The sequence below is a fragment of the Allokutzneria sp. A3M-2-11 16 genome (assembly GCF_024213555.1).
Classification (GTDB): domain Bacteria; phylum Actinomycetota; class Actinomycetes; order Mycobacteriales; family Pseudonocardiaceae; genus Allokutzneria.
On the sequence record NZ_JANAVO010000001.1, the window covers coordinates 3,624,400 to 3,645,367 of the forward strand.

Genomic DNA, 20,968 nt, shown 5'->3' on the forward strand with positions numbered 1-20,968 from the left:
TACTGGACATGAAGATCGTCTCAGCGGCGGCTAGGCCTCGGCCCAGACTCCCAGCTCGTTGCCGCTCGGGTCGGTGAAGTGGAACCGGCGCCCGCCCGGGAAGTCGTACGGGCCCGCGGTCACGGTGCCGCCCGCCTTGGTCACGGCCTCCACCGATCGCTCCAGGTCGGCGGAGAAGAGCAGGACCAGCGGCCCGCCCGCCCGCACCCGTTCGTCCTGCCGGAGTCCGCCCACCTCGGGCGGCGACCCGGCGCGTGAGCTCCGGATACCGGCGTACCCCGGCCCGTAGTCGGTGAACTGCCAGTCGAAGGCCTCGCCGTAGAACCTTTTTGCTTCGGCGAGGTCGGTGACGGTGAACTCGATGTAGTCGATCGCATGGTGCTGGTGCATGCGCCGCAGTGTGCCCGAGGGGTCTGACATCGCCCGCTTTCCGGGTGGGTCACTGTTTGGCGAACGTGCAGCCGGAGATCTTCACGTACTCGCCCTTTTTGGTGGTGAAACGGGATTTCCCCTGGCTGATGTCGTTCGCGATGATCGAGCCGAGTTCTTCGGAATCGTTGCGCATCCGTGCCCAATAGCACATCGTGCTTCCGCCGTCGGAGACGTAGGTGCCGGGGTCGATGTCCTCGCCGACCTTGTAGGTGCCCGGACTCCATGTCTTCTGCGGTGCCGGTTCTTCCGTTGCGGGCGCCGGGGTCTGCGTGGTCGTCGGGGTGACGGTGACGTACTGGGTCTGCGTCTGCGTGTAGGTCGTGACCGAGGTGACCGGTGCCGCGACCGGCTCCTGGTCCTGTTTGCCGATGGCCGATCCCATGCCGATCAGCAGCAGTCCGGCGAGCACGCCTCCGCCGATTTTGGGTGACCTGTTCATTGTGACCCCTTGGAGAATCGTTGAATTACTGACCTCTTCGTCGGAGCGTCCACGTGTGTTTCCGGTTTTCGCCGTGACCACCTTTTCGGTGGACGGAGCGATGTCGAGATGCTTTGTTGGTCGAATTGCGACCTGCGCCGTCTAGGGCCGCCGGGTAGGTTTTCCGGTGTCACCTGAGGCAGGGGAAGTGAGAACGTGGTCGGCCTGGAGCTGATGCGCCTTGACCACCTGGCCGGAGTCCTGGCCCTGGGCAATCGGGCTTTCGATGTCACGGCGATGCCGTACACCTCGTGGTCGCTGTCGAGCGTGGCCGTTCACCTCGACGCGCAGCCGTCGGCCTGCTGGGTCGCGGAGAGCGACGGCGAGGTGGTCGGGTTCGTGCTCGGTTCGATGTCCTTCCTACGACGAGCGCGAGGACTGGGGCTACCTGGAGTGGATCGCCGTCGACCCGGCGCACCAGGGGCGGGGCCTGGCGGGGAAGTTGCTCGACGCGTGCTGCGGCGCGTTGTTCGCGGAGGGGGCGACGCGCATCGTCACGGACGTGGAGGCGAGCAACGTCGCGTCGGCGACCCTCATGCAGCGCAACGGTTTCAGCGATCGGGTGACGGTGACGCTGTTCGTCCGGCACGCGGAGCCCGCGGGGGTGTTGCCGGGCAAGGCGCACCGCTCGGCGAAGCAGCCCAGCGATCCGGCGAAGGCTCGGTTGCGACGCGCTACGCGATCGGACTCGTAGCTCGGGTTGGGGGCGGTTTGCGACGTTCTGGAGAGGGGTTGGGGGGACTTGAAGACCGTCGTACTTCGGGAGCGTGATCGGGATTCTTGGCGATTGGCGGGGCCGGGCGGCATTCTGGGGTCATGACGTGGATGCTGTACGGCGCCAACGGTTACACGGGTCGTCTCGTTGCGAAGCTGGCCGTGGAGCGCGGTGAACAACCGACGCTGGCGGGTCGTTCGCGGGAGCGCGTCGCGCCGTTGGCCGCGGAGCTGGACCTGCCGTACCGGATCTTCGACCTCGCCGACGGAGAAGCGACGCGCGCCGCGTTGAGCCAGGTGGACACCGTGGCGCACTGCGCGGGCCCGTTCTCCGCAACCGCCGTGCCGATGGTGGAGGCATGCGTGGACGCGCGTACGAACTACCTCGACGTCACGGGCGAGATCGCGGTCTTCGAGGACGTCTTCGCCTACCACGAGGACGCGGTCGAGGCGGGGATCGTGCTGTTGCCGGGCAGCGGCTTCGACGTCGTGCCGACCGACTGCCTCGCGGCGTTGCTGGCCGCGGAGCTCCCCGGAGCGCGGCGGTTGGAACTGGCGCTGTCGATCACCGGCGGGGCCAGTCCCGGCACGCTCAAGTCGGTGATCGCCTCCGCCGGGCGGGGCACGTTCGTGCGCACCACCGAGGGGCTGCGGCGGATCCGGTCGGGGCACCACGTCGAGGTGCCGTTCCCGTCCGGGACCGCGTCGGCGATGCCGATCCCGTGGGGCGACCTGGTGACCGCGCACCGCTCCACCGGGATCGAGGAGATCGGGACGTACCTGCGCGTGCCCAGGATGCCTTCGCTGGCACAGGATCTGGGCACTGCGCTCTTGAAACTCCCTGCGGCGCAACAGATCGCGACGGTGCTAGTGGAGCGGTTCGTGCCGGGGCCTTCGGAGAAGACGTTGCAGCGCAGTCGTTCCGAGCTGTGGGGCCGGATCACCGGTGTCGACGGCGAGACGATCTCGGCCACCTTGACCGGGCCTGGCCCCTACCCGATGACGGCCGACGCGGTCGTGCGCGCGGTGCACCGGCTGGAGTCCGGGATCGTGCGACCCGGGGCGCACACACCGTCGTCCGCGTTCGGCGCCGACTTCATCCGGGAACTCGACGGCGTCCAGGTGAACATCGCACCCAGCTTCCTGTAACGGGGAAAAGCGAGCCCTGGCGCCTGCAAGCCCCCGCACTCCGCACACCAAGTAAACTCTGTCCCATGCCCCACACGCGCCCGTCCACCCCATCCCCCGCGGGCGCCGTCTAGAGAACCCCGTTTCGTACTCATAACGGGAAAAAGAGCGCTCCAAAAACCCGACAAGAGTACGAAACGGGAGTTTGGGCTGCGCTGGTGATGTTGTGGGGGAGGGGACGAAGGGGTGGGCGGACGGTCGTTGGGGGGCGCTTGCAGGACGCGGTCTAGGCCGGAGAGACCGGGACTCGGGCGCTCATGAGCCAGCCGCCGCCCTCGCGTGGCCCCGCCGAGAAGGAGCCGCCGAACACCGCGACCCGCTCGCGCATCCCGACCAGGCCGTGCCCGCTGCCCGCCTGTCGCGGCGCGAGGTCCACGCCGCCGGTGTCGGACACGACGATCTCGGCGCCGGAGTCGCTGAGCCGGACCTCCACGCGCACCGCCGCGCAGCCGTCGGCGTGCTTCATCGTGTTGGTCAGCGCCTCCTGGACGATGCGGTAGACCGCGACCTGGGCGCTGGCGGGCATGTTGTCCGGGTGGCCCTCCAGCGCGTAGGTCACCGGCAGGCCTGCCGCCCGCGTCTTCTCCACCAGTTCGCCCAGCGCCGAGATCCCGGGCTGGGGGAACTGGTCGTCCTGCTGGTGCTCGGCGCGCAGCACGCCGAGGACCCGGCGGAGTTCGCCGAGCGCGCCGCGGCCCGTGCTGGACACCGCCTCCATCGCCCCGAGCGCTTTCTGCGGGTCCGCGCGCGCCACGGTGGTCGCCCCGTCAGCGAGGGAGATCATCACGCCGAGGCTGTGCGCGACGATGTCGTGGATCTCCCTGGCGATGCGGGTCCGCTCCGCCGCCACGGCCAGTTCGGCCTGCCGGGCCTCGCGTTCCCGCATGGAGGCCCGGTAAGCGCGCTGGTTGCGCAGCGTCAGGCCGATCAGACCCGCCATCGTGGCCATGCCGACCGGCGGGATGCCGAGGAAGCGCGGGACGACGATGCCGAACAGCGACTGCACGAGGATGCCGACGACGACCACCGCCGTGGCGATGGACGCCTCTCGGGAGGGGCGGCGCAGCATGACGCTGTAGTAGGCGAAGTACACGGCCAGTTCGCCGACGACGCTGAAGCCCAGCGCCCACTGCGTGCCGACCAGCGCGGTGGTGATCGCGAAGACCGTCACCGGGGCGCGGCGCCACCACAGCAGCGGCAGCACGAGGACGAACTGGAAGATCCACGGCAGCGCGTCCGCGCCGTACTTCGCGGGCATCATCGCCGCGCCGATCGCCGTGAGCAGGACGGGCGCCAGCAGATCCAGCGCGAGTGGGTGGCGCGCGACGAACTGACGCACGCGGTTCGCGAGCACCGTGGCCTCCCTGTGCCGGTTCCCCCGGTGTAGGTGTTACCAGAAGATCATTTCAGGAGGGCCGGTACGGGGCAGCGGCCTTGGCGGCCGCGTACATGAGCGCGGGCCTGATCTTCGGCCAGTGGGTGCCCTCCTGGCAGGAGTACGGCGGGAAGAACGCGCTGCACTCGCCGGAGCGCGCGCCGACCTCGAAGGTGTAGCCGGGGACGCCGAGCTGGTCGTAGATCCAGTCCTCGGTGCTGCCGCCCGCGGAGATGCCGAGCACCTCGGGCACGGTGCCGTGGACGTAGCCGGTGATCGCGCCCATGTCCTTGGCCATCGCGCGCAGGCTCGCGTCGTTGCCCGCCTTGGCGCCCTTCTGGAAGTTCCACGGGAACAGGATCATGTCGCCCGCGCTGTGCAGCGTGATCATCATGCCGCGCGTGTCGGCCGAGGCGGGCGTGGAGTCGCCCTCGCCCCTGGTGTCCGGGAAGAGCTTGCCCATCAAGCCTTGCAGCGCCTTGGTCTCCGGCTCCGACGCGGCGCTGGGCCCGCGGTAGGTCTCGTCGCACGGGTCCGTCGAGGCACCGGGGACGCCGTGGTGGGTGTTGAAGTTTCGGTTGAGGTCGATGCCGATCTGACCGTTCGGGGTGCAGGTGCCGTTGCTGTCGTTGGCGTTCTTGCGCTGGTACTTCGGCGTTGCGCCGCCCGACTGCACGATCTCGACGCCGTCGGGGTTGGCGATCGGGATGACCCACATCTCGGTGGAGTCCATGAGCTTGGTGACTTCGGTGTCCTTGCCGTAGTTCGCGGTGAGGTGGTCGATCCAGCGCCACGCCATGTCGCCCGTGGTGATCTCGCGCGCGTGGACCTGGGCCATCAGGAGGAAGCGCGGCTTGGCGGAGTTCGGCTTCTGCTTGCAGTCACCCGCGTTCTTCTTGGTGAGGCAGATCGCGCGGAGGTCGGTCTTGCGCCAGGACTTCCCGTAGATCACCGGGTACGCCAGCGAGGGATAAGCCGCCGTGACGTCGTCCAAGTGTGCGTAGTGCGCCTTCACGGTGTGGTAGCCGCCGTAGTAGGTCTCGTACGCGTTCGCGGCGACACCGGTGCTCTGCGCCAGCAGCACGCCGGACGCTGTCAGGGCGGTGATCATTCCCAGGAGCCGGGGCATGCTCGTCCTCTCGCAGCGCGAAAACACGTCGGCGCGCCGGGAGGACCCGACGCGCCGACAGTAAACCAGAAATCAGTCCACAGTGGACTTACTACTTGTACGGGGCCGCTGCCTTGCCCGCCGCGTACATCAGAGCGGGCTTCATCTTCGGCCAGTGCGTGCTGTCCTGGCAGGAGTACTGCGGCAGGAAGCCGCTGCACGCGCCGAAACGCGCGCCGATCTCGAAGGTGTAGCCGGGGACGCCGAGCTTGTCGTACACCCAGTCGTCGGTGCCACCGGAGGCCGCGTACCCGACCACCTCGGGCGCGGTGCCGTAGGTGTAGCCGGTGATGCCCGCCATGTCCTTGGCCATCGCGCGGATCTTGGCGTCGTTGCCGGTCGTCGCGCCCGACTTGTGGCTCCACGGGAAGATGATGCCGTTGGTGTAGCTGTGCATCGTGATCATCATGCCCTTGGTGTCCGCGGACGCGGGCGTGTTGTCACCTTCGCCGCGGGTGTCCGGGAAGATCTTGCCGAGCAGACCCTCCAGCGCCTTCGTCTCCACCTCGGAGGACGCGCCCGGACCGCGGTAGATCTCACTGCACGGGTCGGTCGAGGTGCCGCTCTGGCCGTAGTGGGTGTTGGAGTTGCGGTTCAGGTCGATGCCGATCTGCCCGAACCCGCACGAGGCGCCGTTGCTGTCGTTGGCGTTCTTGCGGTGCAGCTTCGGCGAGTTGCCGCCCTGCTGCACGATCTCCACGCCGTCCGGGTTCGTGATCGGCACGACCCACATCTCGGTGGAGTCCATCAGCCTGGTGACTTCGGCGTCCTTGCCGTAGTTCGTGGTCAGGTGGTCGATCCAGCGCCACGCCATGTCGCCGGTGGAGATCTCGCGGGCGTGGATCTGCGCCATCAGGAAGAAGCGCGGCTTGGCCGAGTTCGGCTTCTGCTCGCAGTCGCCCGCGTTCTTCTTGGTCAGGCAGACCGCGCGGAGGTCGTAGCCGCCCTTGCCGGTGGACTTGCGCCACGACTGGCCGTAGGTCACCAGGCTGCTCAGCGCGGGGAAGTCCGCCGCGACCTTGTCCAGGTGCGCGTGCTGCGCACGCACGGTGCGGTAGCCGCCGTAGTAGGTCTCGTTGATGTCCGCGCGCGTGATCGGGCCCGCGTCGCGCTGGGCCTTCGGCGGCGCCCACTTCGGGGCGGGCATGACCGACTCGATCGTCGTGGCGAAACCCGCCGCGCGGATGCGGTCGCCCTCGGTCTTGTCGCCGAGGACGAACAGGTCGTCCCCGTCGCGCTCCTCAAGGACGTCCGAACCGAGGTCGAGCAGCCGCTCGGAGTTCTTCACCGCCTGCTTCACGCGGTAGACGTACTGTTCCTGAGACTGTTGGGCGACCGGGGTGTCGGTCTGGGCGACCGGCACGGTTCCGGTGTTCTGCGCCAGCAGCGCGCCGGAGACGGCGAGTGCGACGGCTATGCCCAGGATCGGGACACGGGACATGCTCTGTCCTTCCGCAGGGTGTGCAGCGTTTATCGACGTTAAGCCGAACGGCGTCCGCCGCTAACCCTCCGAAAGAACCCTCTGTTTCACGGTTTTTGTGAGTCACCCGTCCTCGCGGTCGAGCGAGCTGCCGTCCCAGGTGGTGTGCGTGCACGCGACGCCGCCGCCGTTCTTCGGCCGCAGCACGTCGAAGATGTGCATCCGAGGGATCTTCGGCGACACGCCCCAGCCGCTGGGCCAGGTGATGATCCAGTCCATGTCCAGGTCCACCAGCAGCCCGAGCATCCTGGCGATCGTCGGATCGTCCAGCCGCTCGAACGCCTCGTCCAGCAGCACCAGACGCAGCGGTGCCAGCGTGTCCTCACCGGGCTCCGTGCCGACGGCGTCGTAGAACGAAGCGGCGGCGGCGAAAAGGGTCACATAGGACACAAGGCGCGTTTCGCCCGAGGACAGCTGGCGCAGCCGCCGCACGCGCGGCTTGCTGTCCGGACCGTTGTCGCGGACCCGGACGGTGAAGGAGTACCAGGTCCGGTAGTCCAGCGCCCGAGCCAGGATCTCCGCGTAGCCACTGGAATGCGCGTCCCGTTCGGATTCGATGCGCTCGGTGAAAGCCCGGCGCAGCAACGCGTCCTGCTCCTCGTCGCGGTCGGCGAACGGGGTGCGGACCAGCTCCAGCGCGTCCTTGGTGTCCGGGTCCAGCGCCGCGGACGGACGCCATTCGAGCTGCACGTGCACGCCCTGGCTGGACCGCGCCTGGTCGAGCACCTCGTTCATCCGCTTGCACAGGTCCTCGGCGACCCCGATCTGCGTGCGCAGCCGCTCCGCGAGGTCGCGCATCAGGTAGTCGGAGAAGATGTCCTGGTAGCGCTCGCCGAGGTATCCGCGCTGCTCACCGAGCTTCGACGCCACGCGCGCCGCCGCCTCGGCGACCGGCCGCGGGCCTTCCTCGGAGGTCACCGTCACGGTGAGCACGCCCGCCACGGTCTCGGCGGTGATGTTGTGGCTGCCCGCCAAGGACGACTGGAGCGCCTGGAGCTTGCCGATCACGGTGCCTTCGCTGACCGGCCGCTTCTCCGGGGCGTCGCGCAGCGCCTCGATCGCGGCGGTCAGGTCGTCCAGCGGCGGCTCCTCGGCCTCCGGCAGCGCGGCCGACCACACGCCGGGCGCGGTGAGCAGCGCGCGGAACGCCTCGTTGGCGCGCTCGCGCTCGGCCTCGGTGCCGCCCCGCTGCTGCTGCTTGGTCTCCAGCAGCGTCTCGACCTTCGTGGCCTCCTCGCGCACCGCGATCACCCGCTCGCGCGCGGCGGGCAGGTCCTTGCGGGCCTGGCGGTGCTCCCGCTCCACCTCGGCGAGCTGCGCGGCGATCTGCTGCGCCTCCCCGCCGATCGAGCTGGTCAGCTCCTCCAGCGCCCTGGCCTGCTCGCCGTACTCGGTGCAGCGCAGCTCCGCCTCGGCCTCGGCCTCCTCGCGGTCGCTCAGCGCGGCGTGGTGGTTGTGCAGCGCGTCGGCCAGCTGGTTCACCGTGCCCGCGCACCGCTCGACCAGCGATTCCCGAAGCTGCTCAACCGTTCCGCGTGCCTGCTCGGCCGCCCGGTACGCCTGCTCCAGCGCGGCGGTCTCATCGGAGAGCCCCGCCTCGGTCGCGGCCTGCGTCAGCTCGGTTCTCGTTGCCTGCCAACGCAAATCGGCTTCCTGGTGCTGCTCGCGCAGCGTCCGCGCGCGCTGCTCGGCCTCGGCGGAGGCCTCCTGCGCGCTGGCCAGCCGCGCGTGCGCGGTGATCAGGTCGCCGTCGTCGGGGAACGCGGCGAGGTGCCGCTCCCACGCCTTCACGTGCTGACGCGCGGTTTCCACGGTCTGCTGCGCCTCGGCCCGCAGGCCCCGGAGCTGGTCGAGCTCCTCTTCCAGCTCCGCGATCCGCCGCTCCTGCGCGGCCTTGCGGGCACCGGCGCCCAGGTACTCCGCCGCGTCCTTCTGCCAGGAGCCGGACAGCGATCCCGCACGCCACGTGCCGTCCATGGAGACGGCGGTGGGGGAGTTGTCCGAGGGCTCGATCGACACTGACTCCAGCAGGCGTTCGATCATGTCCGTGGGCACCGGGCAGCCCGGTTCCGGGGCGGGGCTCAGTACCTCGGCGAGGGTTCGCCCGGGAAGCTGTTCACCAGGGCTGGCAATGACATCCGCCTCACCCGCGGTCGCGATGCTGCCATCGGAGTGCACCCACGCGGCGAGCAGTCCGCTGGACTGCAAAGCGGCTTCGAGGCCCGCGCGCTCTTCGGCGGAGAGGACCTGGCGGAAGTCGACCAGGCGGTAGAACTCCGCGCCCGCACCGGGATCGCGCTCGGTCAGCGTGCTTCGCGGTGGCACCGGCTCCTGGCCCTGGCGCAGGCCGCGCAGTTCGGTGTCGCGCTCGGAGATCGACGCGCGCAGCTCGGTCAGCCGCTGCTCCGCGTTGAGCACCTGCTGGCTCGCCGTGTGCAGGTGCGGCCCCGCCCACTTGCGGATCTCCTGCGCCGCCCGGCGGCCCGCCGCGCTCTCCGCGACGAGCAGTTCCGGGCGCGGCAGGTGCGGCAGCTCGGTGATGTCCAAAGTGGACAGAGGGCCGTCCTGGGCCCAGCGCTGGGCGGCCTCGGACCAGTCCTGCGCGGCCACCTCGACGCGCTGCCCGGCCTCGTTGCGCCGCCCGGCGGACTCCGTCGCCGCGATCATCGCGTCGCGCGCCGTGCGGTGCAGTTGTTCGACCCGGTCCCGCGCGCGGTCGGACTCCATGGCCCGCTGGTGCAGCGTCAGGGTGAGCGCACTTCGTTGCCGCACAACGCCCGCGGCCTCCTCGGCGCGCTCGCCCGCTTCGCGCAGCCCGGTCAGCAACGTGTCCGGGCTCAGCGGCGGCAGTTCCCTGCGCTCGATCGGCAGCGCCTCGGCGTCGGGGTCCGGCTTCGCCCGCACGCGCGCGGTGACCACCTCGACGGTCGCCGGTGGCGCGGCGGGGGCCTGCACGGACAGCGTCCGCTCCAGGCCGGCCGAGGCCAGCAGCTGGCTTGCCTGTTCGGCAAGTCCACCGGCCGCCGCGGTGTCCCGCTCCAGCCGCTCCAGGCTGCCCAGCACGGCGTCGACCGCGCGATCCTCTTGCGCGCGTTGACGATTCGCCACCTCAAGCGCGCTCTCCGCGCCCTTGCGGGACGTCGCGACCAGGCGCTCGCGGTCCTGGAGGTCGCGCAGGCCCTGGTAGGCGGGCAACGCCTTCAGCGCCTCGATGCGGACTTCCAGCTCGCTCTCGGTCTCCTCCAGTTCGGTGACCTTCGCCTCGGCATCGGCGCGGTCCTCGGCTGAGGAGATCTTCCTGCGCTCCAACCGGTTCAGCTCCGACAGCAGCGACGTGAGCCTGCGCTGCGCCGCCTCGGCCTGCTCGGCGGCCTTGCGCACCTCGGTCAGCGCGTAGCCGGAGTAGGAGCTGAGGAACGTGCCGAGCGCGGAGTCGGCGGTGCTGAGCCGGACGATGTTCTCCCTGATCGACTCCAGGTCGTCGAAGGAGGTGGCCAGCCGCTCGATCAACGCGGTCTCCAACGGCGGCAACGCGTCGGAGAGGATCTGTTCGAGCTGCCCCTCCAACACCTTCAGGCCGACGTCGGGGTTGCGCAGCGTCCGCTGGAGGTGCAGCAGGTCGGCGTAGCGGTCGGCGGGCACGCCGTACACGGTCTCGGCGATCTTCGCGCGGAAGGACGCCTCCTCCAGCACGCAGTCCGCGCCGATCACCTCGCGCAGCTGCGCCGGACCCAGCGGAACCCGTTCCGCCCCAACGAGTTGCAGGTTGCGGCCGACGCGGGCCTTGGTGATGAACCGCCAGGAGTCGGTCACCTGCTGCGAGGTCTTCGACGCCTTCACGCCGATGCCGCACGTGAGGTACTCGCCCTCCCCGCGCTCCAGCTCCACCCACGCGTAGCCGATCCGGTTCGGGCCGCCGGTGTAGTCGTCGAGCATCAGGCGCCGGATGCTGACCGTGTCGAAGCCCTTCGAGCCCATCTGCCGCAGCTCGCCGTCCAGGCACAGCGGCAGCAGCAGCTCCAGCGTCCGCGACTTGCCGGAACCGTTGGTGCCCTGGAAGATCACCCGGCCGCCGGAGAAGTCGAACTCCTGCTCGGCGTACTGCCAGATGTTGACGATGCCGCCACGGTTGAGTCGCCAGCGGTTCACTTGCTCTCCTCATCAAAAAGCGACCAGCTTGGCGTCTGGACAACGGGTTCCGGGGTCTCGTCGGCGCTGTCACGGCCGGGGGAAGCGTCCGGATCGGGTACCCAGCGGTGCGCGGCCGGGCTGATCAACCAGGTGCCCTCGTCCCGCTGCACGGCCAGGCTGAGCGCCGCCAGCAGCTCCAGGACACCGTCGACCAGTTCGTCCACGTCCTCGGTGGCCTGCTTGGACCACGCGGAGGGATAGGACTCGACGAGGTTCACGCAGACCTCGCGCACGCGCAACCTGCTCACCTCGATGCGGCCGTCTGCGCGAGGCTCCTCGTCCTGCTCCAGCAACTCAGGCAGGGAAAGCAGCGCGACCCTGGCGACCGTGCCCATGCCGGGGAATCCGAGGTCGGTCAGGTACTCCTCGGGATCGGTCACCGCTACGCCCTCAAGGCGGACCTCGGCGACCAGCCCGAAGCAGCGCTCCAGCAGCAGCGACTCGCGTTTGTGGTTGCGCTGCAACCAGACTCGCTGTGCATCCGGCAGATCCGCGTGCAGCACAACGGGATCTTCGACGAGCCTGCGCCGCACCGCGTGCTCGATGCCTCGTTCCCCGCCGACCATGCCGGTGCACGCGGAGGCCGTGATCAGCTCCTCCGGCGTCTCGACCTCGCCGATCGGCCCGGCGAGCAGGTGCCCGAGCAGATCGGTGTCCACGGTGATCAGCGCCTCGCTCGGCGCCTCGCCCGTCCACGGCGCCACCGAGCCCTCGGTCTCGGTGATCACGCCGAGCGCGACGAGGTGGCGCAGCGCGGCGGTCAGCGCGCGCCGGTCGGGCAGCCCGTCGGAGACCTCGATCCCCGCTTCCACCGCTGCCGCACGGACTTCGGCGACCAGCCGCGACAGCAGCACCTGGCGGCCGACGCCGATCAGCGCCGCCATGCTCAACGCGAGGTAGGCATAGCCGCGCGGGGTCAGCGACTGCTCGCCGCGGGTGACCTGCGGGCCGGGCCCGGACTTGTAGAGCCGGGCGAATTTCCGTTGCACCACAAGGCGATAGCCCAGCAGTGAGGAGAACAGCTCCTGCAAAGCGACGCGGTGCCGGAACACCAGCGGCAGGAGATCACCGTCGTGACTGTCCACTCGCAACAGTGGGCGGCGCAGCAGGGTTCGCGCGCAGCGCACCACGTTCGCAGCGTCGATGTCCGACAGCCCGTCGAGCACGGCGACAGCCGCCGCGGCGCCCCGCTGTCTGGTTGCAGTGGTCATGACGTGCGCACCTCGGGCTGTTCGGTGGTCAGGGCGACCCGCGCGCCGTGCAGCGTGAGGACTCCGCCGATCGTCTTGATCCGGGTCGGCCCTTCCTCGGTCGGCCGGACGGTCAGACGCAGCCCGCGCACGGGATCGGCGGCCGAGCCCTGGTCGGTATCGCGCTCCCGCTGCGCCATCGCCAGCGTCAGCAGCTCGCAGAAGACCCCGAGCGCGTCGGAGGACAGCTCCGTCTCCTCCAGCTTCGGCGCCGCGGCCGCGAGTTCGAACACCGCCGCAGCCCGCCGCTGATCGGCCTTTCTCGCTTCTGCCAGAAGGGTTTCCTGGGTGAACGGATCGTCCAGGATGCGCGACGCGCGCCCACGCGCACCACGGTCACCGCGACTGCGGACGCTGACCGTCACGTCCACCACCGGGCCGTCGCGCCAGGGCGTGTGCTCGTCGTCGCCGTCGTGCTCCGGCGCGGGCAGCAGGTGCCGCGACGAGTACAGCCCGAAAGCCGCCGCGTAGATCGAATGCGCCTCGGCGGGCTCGGCCTTGTCGAACCATGTGGCCAGGTCCAGCAGCTCCGAGCGCCTGCCGGGGAGCAGTCCGCCGCCCGCCGTCGCGCGCTTCACGCTGGCCAGCAGCGAGCCGATCGCGCGCGCCGTGGCCTCGCGCAGCGCCGTGACCTGGCTCGGCCGCCCCGGGCGGTCCACGAACCAGTCCGTCAGCTCCTGCCAGTCCGTCCGCGACCGGCCCCGCGCCCGCTCCACGGCGGTGCCCAGCTGGTCGTTCGGGCCGAGCAGCCGCAACAGCTCGATACGGCCCCTGGCCAGGCCCTTCAACGCGTCCGCGATGGTCGGCGTGTGCCGCAGCACGTCCTCGACGACCATCTGGATGTACTCGACGAGCAGGTTGCGGAAGCCGGAGATCTCGTCCGGCTCCAGGTTGTGCCTGGTCACGACCTGGCCCAGGTAGGCGTAGAAGTCGCGGACCGTCACGGCCAGCTCGGAGTGCTGCAGGAACAGGGTGGTGACCTGCTCGGCCAGCTCCTCGCGGGCCCGCTTGGCCACCGATCCGCCCTGGCCCTCGGCGGTGATCGCCCTGGACAGCGTGCCCCCGAGCTGGACCAGGCCGCGCTCGATGGCGGGCAGCAGCTCCCGGGAGACCTCGCGCGCGCCCTCCGGCACCCGCAGCAGCTCGTCCACGTCGCGCTGCACGCGCACGGCGAGCTTGTTCACCTGATAGCGGAACGCGCCCCGGACGAACTCGGCGATGCTCGACGCGATCGTCTCCCGCCGCCCTTTGACCAGATTCCCCCAGTCGTGGAGCCGCTTGAGCCGGTCCGCCACCACCTCGGGGTCGGACTCGCCCGGGTCGATCGCGCCCTCGCGCTCCAGCGGAGCCAGCGCGGCGGCGACCTCGTTGGGCGAGAGGTCCGGCAGCAGGGTGGCCGTGAACAGCCGCATGATGGCCAGGTAGCTGCGGCGATGCTCGGCCGTCAGGTAGGCGTACAGGGCGAGGCGGGGCTCGGCCTCCTGGTCCGCCCCGGCCGCCTCACCCGCCCGGTCCGGCAAGCTGGTCTCGGTGTCGATCGTTTGCCCCTCGTGCCCGGCACTCACTTCCGCGCCACCTTAACCCGATCCCGCGCGGCGCCCGCGCGAGCGCTAACGTGCTCGGCACTCGCCAAGCAGTGCATCACCGGGAGGCTCAGTTGAGCGCGGCTCGCGCGATCGGTCTGTTGCTCGGAGTCGCCGCGGACGCCGCGTTCGGCGATCCCCGCCGGGGGCACCCCGTCGCCGCGTTCGGCCGGGCCGCGCAGTCCCTGGAGCGCGTGGTCTACCGCGACAGCCGGGGCGCCGGTGTCCTCTACAACGCCGTGCTGACCGGAGGCGTCGTCGCGCTCGGCGTCGGCGTGGAGCGGCTCGGCCGGGGTCGGCCCCTCGTGCAGGCGCTCGGCACGGCCGCGGCGACGTGGGCGGTGCTCGGCGGGACCTCGCTCGGCGCGGAGGGCACGGCGATGGCCCAGTCCCTCGACGGCGGACGGCTCGACGAGGCCCGTGACCGGCTGCCCAACCTGTGCGGGCGCGAACCCCGGCTGCTCGACAACCAGGGCCTCTCGCGCGCGACCGTGGAGTCCGTCGCGGAGAACACCTCCGACGCGGTCGTGGCCCCCCTGCTGTGGGGCGCGGTCGCCGGAGTGCCCGGCCTGCTGGGCTACCGAGCGATCAACACCCTGGACGCGATGGTCGGCCACCGCTCGCCGCGCTACACCAACTTCGGCTGGGCGTCGGCGCGGATCGACGACGCGGCCAACCTGGTCCCGGCTCGGGTCGCGGCGATGCTGACCTCGCTGTGCGCGCCGGTCGTCGGCGGCTCGGCTCGCGGGGCGTGGCGGACCTGGCGGCAGGACGCGTCGGCGCACCCCAGTCCCAACGCCGGGCAGATCGAGTCGGCCTTCGCGGGTGCGCTCGGTGTGCGGCTGGGCGGGCGGACGGTCTACGGCTACGGCGCGGAGGAGCGTCCGGTGCTCGGCGAGGGCCGCACACCGGACTCCGGCGACGTCACGCGCAGCGTCGAGCTGTCGCGGGTGATCGGAACGGCGACCGCGGCGGTGTCAGCGGTGGCTTCCGTAGCGGTCAGCTGGCTTCGTCGGCGCCGCTGATTCTTCCTGCGCGAGCATTTCCTGCACGGTCAGCTTGCGCGGCTGATCGGGATTGGCTTCCCGGTAAGCGAAGTAGCACAGTCCGAGCAGTGCCATCACGCCGAATCCGTACCACTGCAACGCGTAGGAGAAGTGCGGACCGGCGTCCAGGTTCGGCAGCGGCAGCGGCCCGCGCACGCCCGGCTGGTTCGGGTTGAGCTGCACGAAGCCCGGCTCCAGCTGGACTCCGGTCGCGGCCGTCACCGCCGCCGTGCTCACCGAGTACACCTGCTTGTGCTTGCCGACGTTGACCATCTCGCGGGTTTCCCCGCCGCCCCCGTCGACCCGCAGCCGACCGACGACCGTGACCTCGCCCGTGGGCGGGGCGTCGTAGTCGGGGATCTGCGTGCCGTTGATCGGCCGCTCGAAGCCGCGGTTGATCAGCACCGTTCTGCCGTCGTTCAGCCGCATCGGCGTCAGCACCTCGAACGCGGCTTCGCCGAGGACCGTGCGCAGGCGCGCGACCGTCTCCGCCTCGGGCAGGTACGTGCCCGTGAGCCGCACCTGGCGCCACTCGTTGTTCGAGGCCGGGCGCTCGTAGGCGATGACCGGGGCCGTCTCCGAGCTGCTCACGTTGGTGATCAGCAGCTGCTTGCGTTCGTGCTGCCGGAACTGCCACGGCCCGAGCAGCAGGAAGCACGCCGCGGAGAACATCAGCACTCCGGCGATCAACGCCAGCCAACCCGGCCGCAGCAGAAACTTCCAACGCACGGACACCACGGTATGCGTAGTTCAGCTACGAGCCGCCGCCAGGGCTCGCTCCACGTAGGACCGCCCGAACGCCGCCGCGTGCACGAGCAGCGGAAACACCTGGTGCAGCCCAACGCGATCCCGCCAGCCGTCGGCGAACGGGGCCACCTCCAGGTACGCCCCGCGCACCCGCTCCAGGTGTGGGCAACCGAACAGCTCAAGCATGGCGAGGTCGCTCTCCCGATGCCCTCCGTGCGCCGCCGGATCGATCAGCCAGGCCCGCTCGCGGCCCCAGTGCACGTTCCCGTTCCACAGGTCGCCGTGCACCCGCGCGGGCGGCTCGTCCGGCGCCTCCCAATCGCGATCGAAGACCTCGGCCTCTTTCGCGGTCAGGTGGCCGCGATCCACCGCCATGCGCACGTAGGGCTCAACCCGGAACCGCTCGTAGAACTCCGCCCAGGTGTCGCACTCCTCGTTCCGCATCGGCACCGGCCCGATCCAGGCGTCACGCGGCCCTTCGTCCGGCGGAGACCCGTACTTCGCCGCGCCCTGCGCGTGGATCTCCGCCAACGCCCGGCCCAGCTCTTCGGCGGATTCTCGTGTGGGCTCGCCGGGCTCGATGTACTGCATGACGATCCGGTCTTCGTCCCACTCGAAGACCTCCGGCACTGCTATCCCCAGCCAGGTGAGCGAGGCAGCTTCCGCCCACGTCCCGTTGCGCTCCGGCGTGCTTCGTTCCTTGATCGCCACCGTGCGCCCGTCGCGCTCTGCCCGGTAGACCGTTCCGCTCGCCCCGGAACCGATCGGGATCACAGCCGCTCCCTCACCCACCGCATCAGCCCCGGTGACGCCGCTTCGATCATCGTCAGCACGTCCGTGAACCCGCCGCGTCCGCCGTAGTACGGGTCCGGCACATCCAGGTCCGTGCCCTCCGGCGCGAACGACCTCAGCAGCCGGACGCGCTCCGGATCGTCCACCAGCCGCCGCAGATCCCGCGCGTGCCCCGCGTCCAGCGCCACCAGCAGGTCCGCGTCCAGGTGCGCTTCGCCGACCTGCGCCGCCGTGTGCTTCGTCGGGTAGCCGTGCTCCCGCAACGTCGCCCCCGCCCGCGAGTCGATCTTCTCGCCCACGTGCCAGGACCCCGTGCCCGAACTGCTCACCCGCACCCGGTCGTCGAGCCCCTCCCGCCGCAGGTGCTCGGCGAACACCAGCGCGGCCATGGGCGACCGGCAGATGTTCCCCGTGCAGACGAAGCAGATGTGCAGACGCGTCTCGTCAGTGCTCACGCGTTCAGTTTCCCAACTCCAGTGCCTCGTTGTAGTTCCAGGTGATCAGAAGGGGCCGCTTCGGCCGTACACGCGCAGCTGCGGACGCGGCGCCTTCCTGGATGTAGGGGAAGACCGCGGGCATGACCGACTCGTCGATGAACCTGCCGACAACGCGGTCGTTCGCGTCGTCCGGCAGCGGAGCGATGGGGAAGCGCGCGATGTGCGTCATGAGGACGAGGAGGTCATCGTCGTAAACCTCGGAAAGGACGCGGAACAGCCCTGCTTCGCCGTCGACCCGATACTGGAAGTTCAGCTGGAAGGAATCCTTCGGCTTTGGCGCGTCCAAAGGTTCTACGGTCGCCTGGAAAGACACGCATCGCACATGTTCGGGCCACGCTTTCGGTTTAGTCACCTTGTGCTCCCAATAGCGCGCCGTGATGTCCGCGCACCGGCCACTCCTTGATCGGCAGCTTCCTGACGCGCGCCTTCCCGGACGGCACCTGCTCCACGGTCACTGGGACGTTCACCGAACGGACCGTGTCCCGCACGAGGTGCTCCACCGAGGCTCCGACCGCGATGGCGTAGCGCCGCAGCGTGGAAAGCCTTGGGTCGGTGCTCATCGATTCGACGTCGGAGACCACGCTCTGGGAGCGGCCCAGGTGAAGTTCGCCATCCGGATGCGGGAGCGCGGAATGCGCGAGGAACGATCATGGTGGATCGTCTGCCTGCGTTTCTCCCGCCGCGCGCGGTGCTGCACGTCATCGAGCACACCGGGCGGCGCTACACCTGTCGTGGCTCTCTCCTCCCATCAGGTGTAGCGCTGCCGAACCAGCCCTCGATTGCCCGGATCTCGGCAGGGTCGAAGCCGTGTCATCGATTCGGGAGCGGGTGATTGCCGCGGCGCGTGCCGCGGTCGCGATGCTGCCCGACAACCTCGTTGACGCTGCGGAGGACGCCATCGACGAGGTTGCGACCGTCTGGCACCACACCACCGCGGGCAGCCGGGATGCCGCCTGCGAGGAAGTCCATGTGTTGCTGGAGAGTGCCAAGGACGATCTGAGCGCCGTTCGACTTGTTCTGGGCCAGCTCCCGGTGCGGGTGGAGTCCTGGGTCGCGGGTCTTGGCGGGGATGCGGATAGAACGTCAGCGGCGCCGCCGGTGAAAGTGTCGGTCGCCGAGCGGGCCCGGCTGCTGGAGCACCATCGGCAACGCCTGGCTCCCGGGGAGCCAGGCGCGGCGCCCCTGGGATGGTGGGTGGACGAGGTGGGGATCGCCTACCCCCTCAAGAGCGGGCGGAACACCGCTTGGGCAGCCGCTGCCAAGGAGTTCACCCTTGCCCGGGGAATGGCCCCGGGCCGGGCCACGCTGGGCCTGACCCACCACGTGGAAATCCAGTTCGCGATGCGCATGCGCGCGCACGGCCTGAGCAACGAGACGATCGTGATCGACCGGTTGCCGTGCGGGGTGAAGCGCCCTCAGGAGAAGCTGGTGGAGTTTCTGCCACCCGGTGCAACATTGACCGTGATCACGCAAGGCGGGCGCCGCTTCGAGTACACGGGGGTCACTGAGGAATGAGCGTCGAGGTCTCCTACCGCACGCTGGTCGACGGGGAGCTGGAGGAGCGGTGGGAGCCGGTCACCGCCGAGGTCGTCGATCGACTGCTGGAGCAGCGGCTGGCCGAGTACGGCGCGACGATCCAGGACCAGCCGACCCCCGGCGCGCCGCTGTCCTCGGAGATCATTTTCGGCATGCGGACCGGGCAGGATCGGGGCGCGATCTATTACACGGACGAGGGCGGAGCCTGGTTCAGCCGAGGCGCTCCCGCCCGCGACGGCGACACCGAGGTGTACTACGCCGATCTGGATTTCCCCGCGGACTCGGAAATCGCCTTGGCTCAGCTGCGTCAGGCGCTGCTGGAGTACCACCGGACCGCGCGGCGGCCGACCTGCATCGACTGGCAGCCCGCCTGACCTCAAGAACGACGCCGTCGGTCAGACCGAGGGTTCCAGAGCCTTCCACGGGACGACGTCCATCCCCTCCGGGCGACTCGACGACCCGATGTCGTCCCGTCGTAGCAGGTGCACGATCGCGGCGACCACGGTCGCGGCAAAGATGATCACGTAGATGTTGCCGAGGAGGAACGCGAGCGGGTTGCCCTGGAGCACGGGCGGTTCGGTGACGCCGGGGTTGGGCGCGGCGAGCGCGTGCAGCTTCGGGAACGTCAGCGCGAGCAGCGGCGCCAGCACCCACCACGACTTCCGCACCACGATCGCGGCGAGCGGGACGATCCACACCCAGTGGTGCCCCCACGACCACGGCGACACGGTCGCGGCGCACAAGCCGCACAGGGTCACCGCGAGCAGTTCTTCACCGCGCTGGCTGGCCCACGCGGCCAGGGCGAGCGTGCCGATCGTGACCACGGCCGCCAGCACGATCCACAAATCCTGGGTCTCGGGCGAGAGGCCACCGAAAGCACGCAGCACCATTCCGCGCAGCGACTGGTTGTGCACGGCCGCGACGTCCGGGAAAACGCGGGCGGCGTCGGCGAAGGTCCCGCCGAACCAGAACCGCGTCGAATCCTTGGGCAGCAACAGGAATCCGACCGCGATGGTGCCGACGAATCCGGCCATCGCGGTGGCGGCCGCGCGGAATCGCCGGGTGATGACGAGGTAGGCGACGAAGAACAGCGGCGTGAGCTTGATGCCCGCCGCGATGCCGACCCCGATTCCCTTGGTGCGCCGCGAATCGTCGCGGAGCAGGTCCCACAGCACGAGCGCGAGCAGCGCCAGGTTCACCTGGCCGATCGAATGGGTCACCCGCACCGCTTCGGTGAGCAGCAGGGGTGCGGCCATCAGCAGCGCGAGCGCGAGGGCCTTCCGCTTGTCGAGAGCCTGCCACGACCGCGTCAGCGAGTACGTCAGCAGCGCGTAGTTCCCCAGTGCCACCAGCGACTGCGCAGCGATCATCGGCAGCAGCGCGAGTGGCACGAAGATCAGGGCGGCGAACGGGGTGTAGGTGAACAGCAGTCCCGCGAACAGCTCGTTCTCGTACATCGGCGCGCCGTCGAGCACGGCCTGCCCGCCCGCGCGGTAGACGCCGAGGTCGATGGCGAAGCCCGAGATGGTCCTGACCGCCATGGCGAGTCCGGCGACGTAGACGAGGATGGTGAAAGCGCGAGACATGAAGAGGAATTCGCCTTTGAATTGGGGGCGGCTTCGGCGACTTCCAGCTTCGGGCAGCCGCGCTCCCGCATGATCCGGGAAGTCCCGGATATTCAGCGGGCGCGACCCTGACGGGGAGAAGTCATTTCCACCACCCGGACCGCTCAAGTGCTCGTTCCGCGCGGACGGAGCCGACCACGCCCACGAACGGAACGACCTCGCCCGCGATCCGCTCGGCTTCCCGTGACCGAACGCGCGCCAATGCCTCCGCCAAGTGCGCGCCGTACACGAATCGGGATCGGGGGTTGCTGTCGCCGGACTCGTAGGAATCGGCCAGCTCCTCGATTCCCCGGCCCCATTCGGCGCGCATCATGCCCTCGTGCCAGGAAAGCTCGCGCTCGGTGATCCACCACGTCCAGGACGGATCGCGCGCGCCGATCCCGTCGAGGAACGCGCTCCGGGCGCGGGCGAACTCCCGCTCCGCCTCACCCGGCGCGCCGAGCGCCGCCAGCGCCCTCGCCCGCCGCACCCGGAACAGCGCGGCGACCCGCGGCGGCAGGTCGGTGGCGAGCATGCCCTCGGCGATCCGCAACCCTTCGCGATCCAGTCCAATGTGGACGGAAGCCTGCGCCTGGTTGGACAGGATGAACCACCGCATCGGCAGGTCGGCGAACTCCAACGCGGCGCGGTTGACCCGTCGTGCCTCGCGGTGCCGCTCCGAATCGAAGAGCAGCCAGCCGCACAGCTCACCGAGCTCCGCCGTCGCCTCGCGCAGCTCCCATGTCACAGCCCGCCGAGCCTCGGCGAAGCGGCGCAGCGCGAGGTCGGCGATCCCGGCCGCCCCGTGCGCGCAGTCCAGCGTGACGAGTTCGCGCACCGTCCCCCGCAAGTCCACACCGCCCAGTCTCCGTGCCGCGCCGGGGTGG

Annotated in this window: 20 protein-coding genes; 5 read left to right on the forward strand and 15 right to left on the reverse strand. The window is 70.0% G+C overall.

Features of this window, described 5'->3' with window-relative positions:
* Positions 1-30: 30 nt before the first annotated feature.
* Positions 31-390, reverse strand: coding sequence for a VOC family protein (locus NLX83_RS17900; RefSeq protein ID WP_254235979.1), 360 nt, complete (start codon positions 388-390; stop codon positions 31-33).
* 49 nt (positions 391-439) lie between these two features.
* Complete coding sequence (locus tag NLX83_RS17905) at positions 440-871, reverse strand: hypothetical protein (RefSeq protein ID WP_254235980.1); 432 nt, start codon at positions 869-871, stop codon at positions 440-442.
* A gap of 265 nt (positions 872-1,136) precedes the next feature.
* Between NLX83_RS17905 and NLX83_RS17910 the strand changes: the two genes are divergently transcribed.
* Positions 1,137-1,604 carry a GNAT family N-acetyltransferase gene (locus NLX83_RS17910; protein ID WP_254235981.1) on the forward strand — a complete coding sequence of 156 codons (468 nt, stop codon included), beginning with the start codon at positions 1,137-1,139 and terminating at the stop codon, positions 1,602-1,604.
* 122 nt (positions 1,605-1,726) lie between these two features.
* Complete coding sequence (locus tag NLX83_RS17915; protein WP_254235982.1) at positions 1,727-2,773, forward strand: saccharopine dehydrogenase family protein; 1,047 nt, start codon at positions 1,727-1,729, stop codon at positions 2,771-2,773.
* Between the two features lie 265 nt (positions 2,774-3,038).
* Here the strand turns inward: NLX83_RS17915 and NLX83_RS41885 are convergent, their stop codons facing one another.
* From NLX83_RS41885 to NLX83_RS17945, 6 genes are all read right to left on the reverse strand, one after another.
* Complete coding sequence (locus tag NLX83_RS41885) at positions 3,039-4,166, reverse strand: sensor histidine kinase (RefSeq protein WP_254235983.1); 1,128 nt, start codon at positions 4,164-4,166, stop codon at positions 3,039-3,041.
* Between the two features lie 52 nt (positions 4,167-4,218).
* Positions 4,219-5,316 (reverse strand): M14 family zinc carboxypeptidase, encoded by a 1,098-nt coding sequence (locus NLX83_RS17925; RefSeq protein ID WP_254235984.1) that lies wholly within the window; start codon positions 5,314-5,316, stop codon positions 4,219-4,221.
* 91 nt (positions 5,317-5,407) lie between these two features.
* Positions 5,408-6,796: a M14 family zinc carboxypeptidase gene (locus tag NLX83_RS17930; RefSeq protein WP_254235985.1), complete on the reverse strand. Its 1,389-nt coding sequence runs from the start codon at positions 6,794-6,796 to the stop codon at positions 5,408-5,410.
* 102 nt (positions 6,797-6,898) lie between these two features.
* Entirely contained in the window at positions 6,899-10,984 is a 4,086-nt protein-coding gene (locus NLX83_RS17935; protein ID WP_254235986.1) for a TIGR02680 family protein, read from the reverse strand.
* Positions 10,981-12,237: a TIGR02678 family protein gene (locus tag NLX83_RS17940; RefSeq protein ID WP_254235987.1), complete on the reverse strand. Its 1,257-nt coding sequence runs from the start codon at positions 12,235-12,237 to the stop codon at positions 10,981-10,983. Before NLX83_RS17940 ends, NLX83_RS17935 begins: the two co-directional genes overlap by 4 nt.
* Positions 12,234-13,841 (reverse strand): DUF2397 domain-containing protein, encoded by a 1,608-nt coding sequence (locus NLX83_RS17945; RefSeq protein ID WP_254235988.1) that lies wholly within the window; start codon positions 13,839-13,841, stop codon positions 12,234-12,236. The genes NLX83_RS17940 and NLX83_RS17945 overlap by 4 nt, the downstream gene beginning before the upstream one ends.
* Before the next feature lie 92 nt (positions 13,842-13,933).
* Here NLX83_RS17945 and NLX83_RS17950 point away from each other — a divergent pair, with 92 nt between their 5' ends.
* A complete protein-coding gene (locus NLX83_RS17950; protein ID WP_254235989.1) occupies positions 13,934-14,884 on the forward strand; it encodes a cobalamin biosynthesis protein in 951 nt (316 codons plus the stop codon).
* Here NLX83_RS17950 and NLX83_RS17955 read toward each other — a convergent pair.
* The 5 genes from NLX83_RS17955 to NLX83_RS17975 all read right to left on the reverse strand — a co-directional run bounded on the left by NLX83_RS17955 (position 14,837) and on the right by NLX83_RS17975 (position 17,501).
* Positions 14,837-15,634 (reverse strand): SURF1 family cytochrome oxidase biogenesis protein, encoded by a 798-nt coding sequence (locus NLX83_RS17955; protein ID WP_254235990.1) that lies wholly within the window; start codon positions 15,632-15,634, stop codon positions 14,837-14,839. The genes NLX83_RS17950 and NLX83_RS17955 overlap by 48 nt on opposite strands.
* A gap of 21 nt (positions 15,635-15,655) precedes the next feature.
* Positions 15,656-16,426, reverse strand: a complete 771-nt coding sequence (locus NLX83_RS17960; protein ID WP_254235991.1) for a fructosamine kinase family protein — start codon at positions 16,424-16,426, stop codon at positions 15,656-15,658.
* The gene (locus NLX83_RS17965; protein WP_254236255.1) at positions 16,423-16,833 is read right to left on the reverse strand and encodes a low molecular weight protein-tyrosine-phosphatase; all 411 of its coding nucleotides are present in this window, start codon (positions 16,831-16,833) and stop codon (positions 16,423-16,425) included. The genes NLX83_RS17960 and NLX83_RS17965 overlap by 4 nt, the downstream gene beginning before the upstream one ends.
* A 70-nt stretch (positions 16,834-16,903) precedes the next feature.
* Positions 16,904-17,254: a hypothetical protein gene (locus NLX83_RS17970; protein ID WP_254235992.1), complete on the reverse strand. Its 351-nt coding sequence runs from the start codon at positions 17,252-17,254 to the stop codon at positions 16,904-16,906.
* 31 nt (positions 17,255-17,285) lie between these two features.
* Positions 17,286-17,501: a hypothetical protein gene (locus tag NLX83_RS17975; protein ID WP_254235993.1), complete on the reverse strand. Its 216-nt coding sequence runs from the start codon at positions 17,499-17,501 to the stop codon at positions 17,286-17,288.
* Positions 17,502-17,748: 247 nt separating this feature from the next.
* Here NLX83_RS17975 and NLX83_RS17980 point away from each other — a divergent pair, with 247 nt between their 5' ends.
* Together NLX83_RS17980 and NLX83_RS17985 are read left to right on the forward strand one after the other, a co-directional pair.
* The gene (locus tag NLX83_RS17980; protein ID WP_254235994.1) at positions 17,749-18,456 is read left to right on the forward strand and encodes a DddA-like double-stranded DNA deaminase toxin; all 708 of its coding nucleotides are present in this window, start codon (positions 17,749-17,751) and stop codon (positions 18,454-18,456) included.
* Positions 18,453-18,851, forward strand: a complete 399-nt coding sequence (locus NLX83_RS17985) for an Imm1 family immunity protein (protein WP_254235995.1) — start codon at positions 18,453-18,455, stop codon at positions 18,849-18,851. Before NLX83_RS17980 ends, NLX83_RS17985 begins: the two co-directional genes overlap by 4 nt.
* A 21-nt stretch (positions 18,852-18,872) precedes the next feature.
* Here the strand turns inward: NLX83_RS17985 and NLX83_RS17990 are convergent, their stop codons facing one another.
* Positions 18,873-20,063 carry a glycosyltransferase 87 family protein gene (locus NLX83_RS17990; RefSeq protein WP_254235996.1) on the reverse strand — a complete coding sequence of 397 codons (1,191 nt, stop codon included), beginning with the start codon at positions 20,061-20,063 and terminating at the stop codon, positions 18,873-18,875.
* Between the two features lie 121 nt (positions 20,064-20,184).
* A complete protein-coding gene (locus tag NLX83_RS17995; protein ID WP_254235997.1) occupies positions 20,185-20,937 on the reverse strand; it encodes a hypothetical protein in 753 nt (250 codons plus the stop codon).
* Between the last annotated feature and the right edge of the window lie 31 nt (positions 20,938-20,968).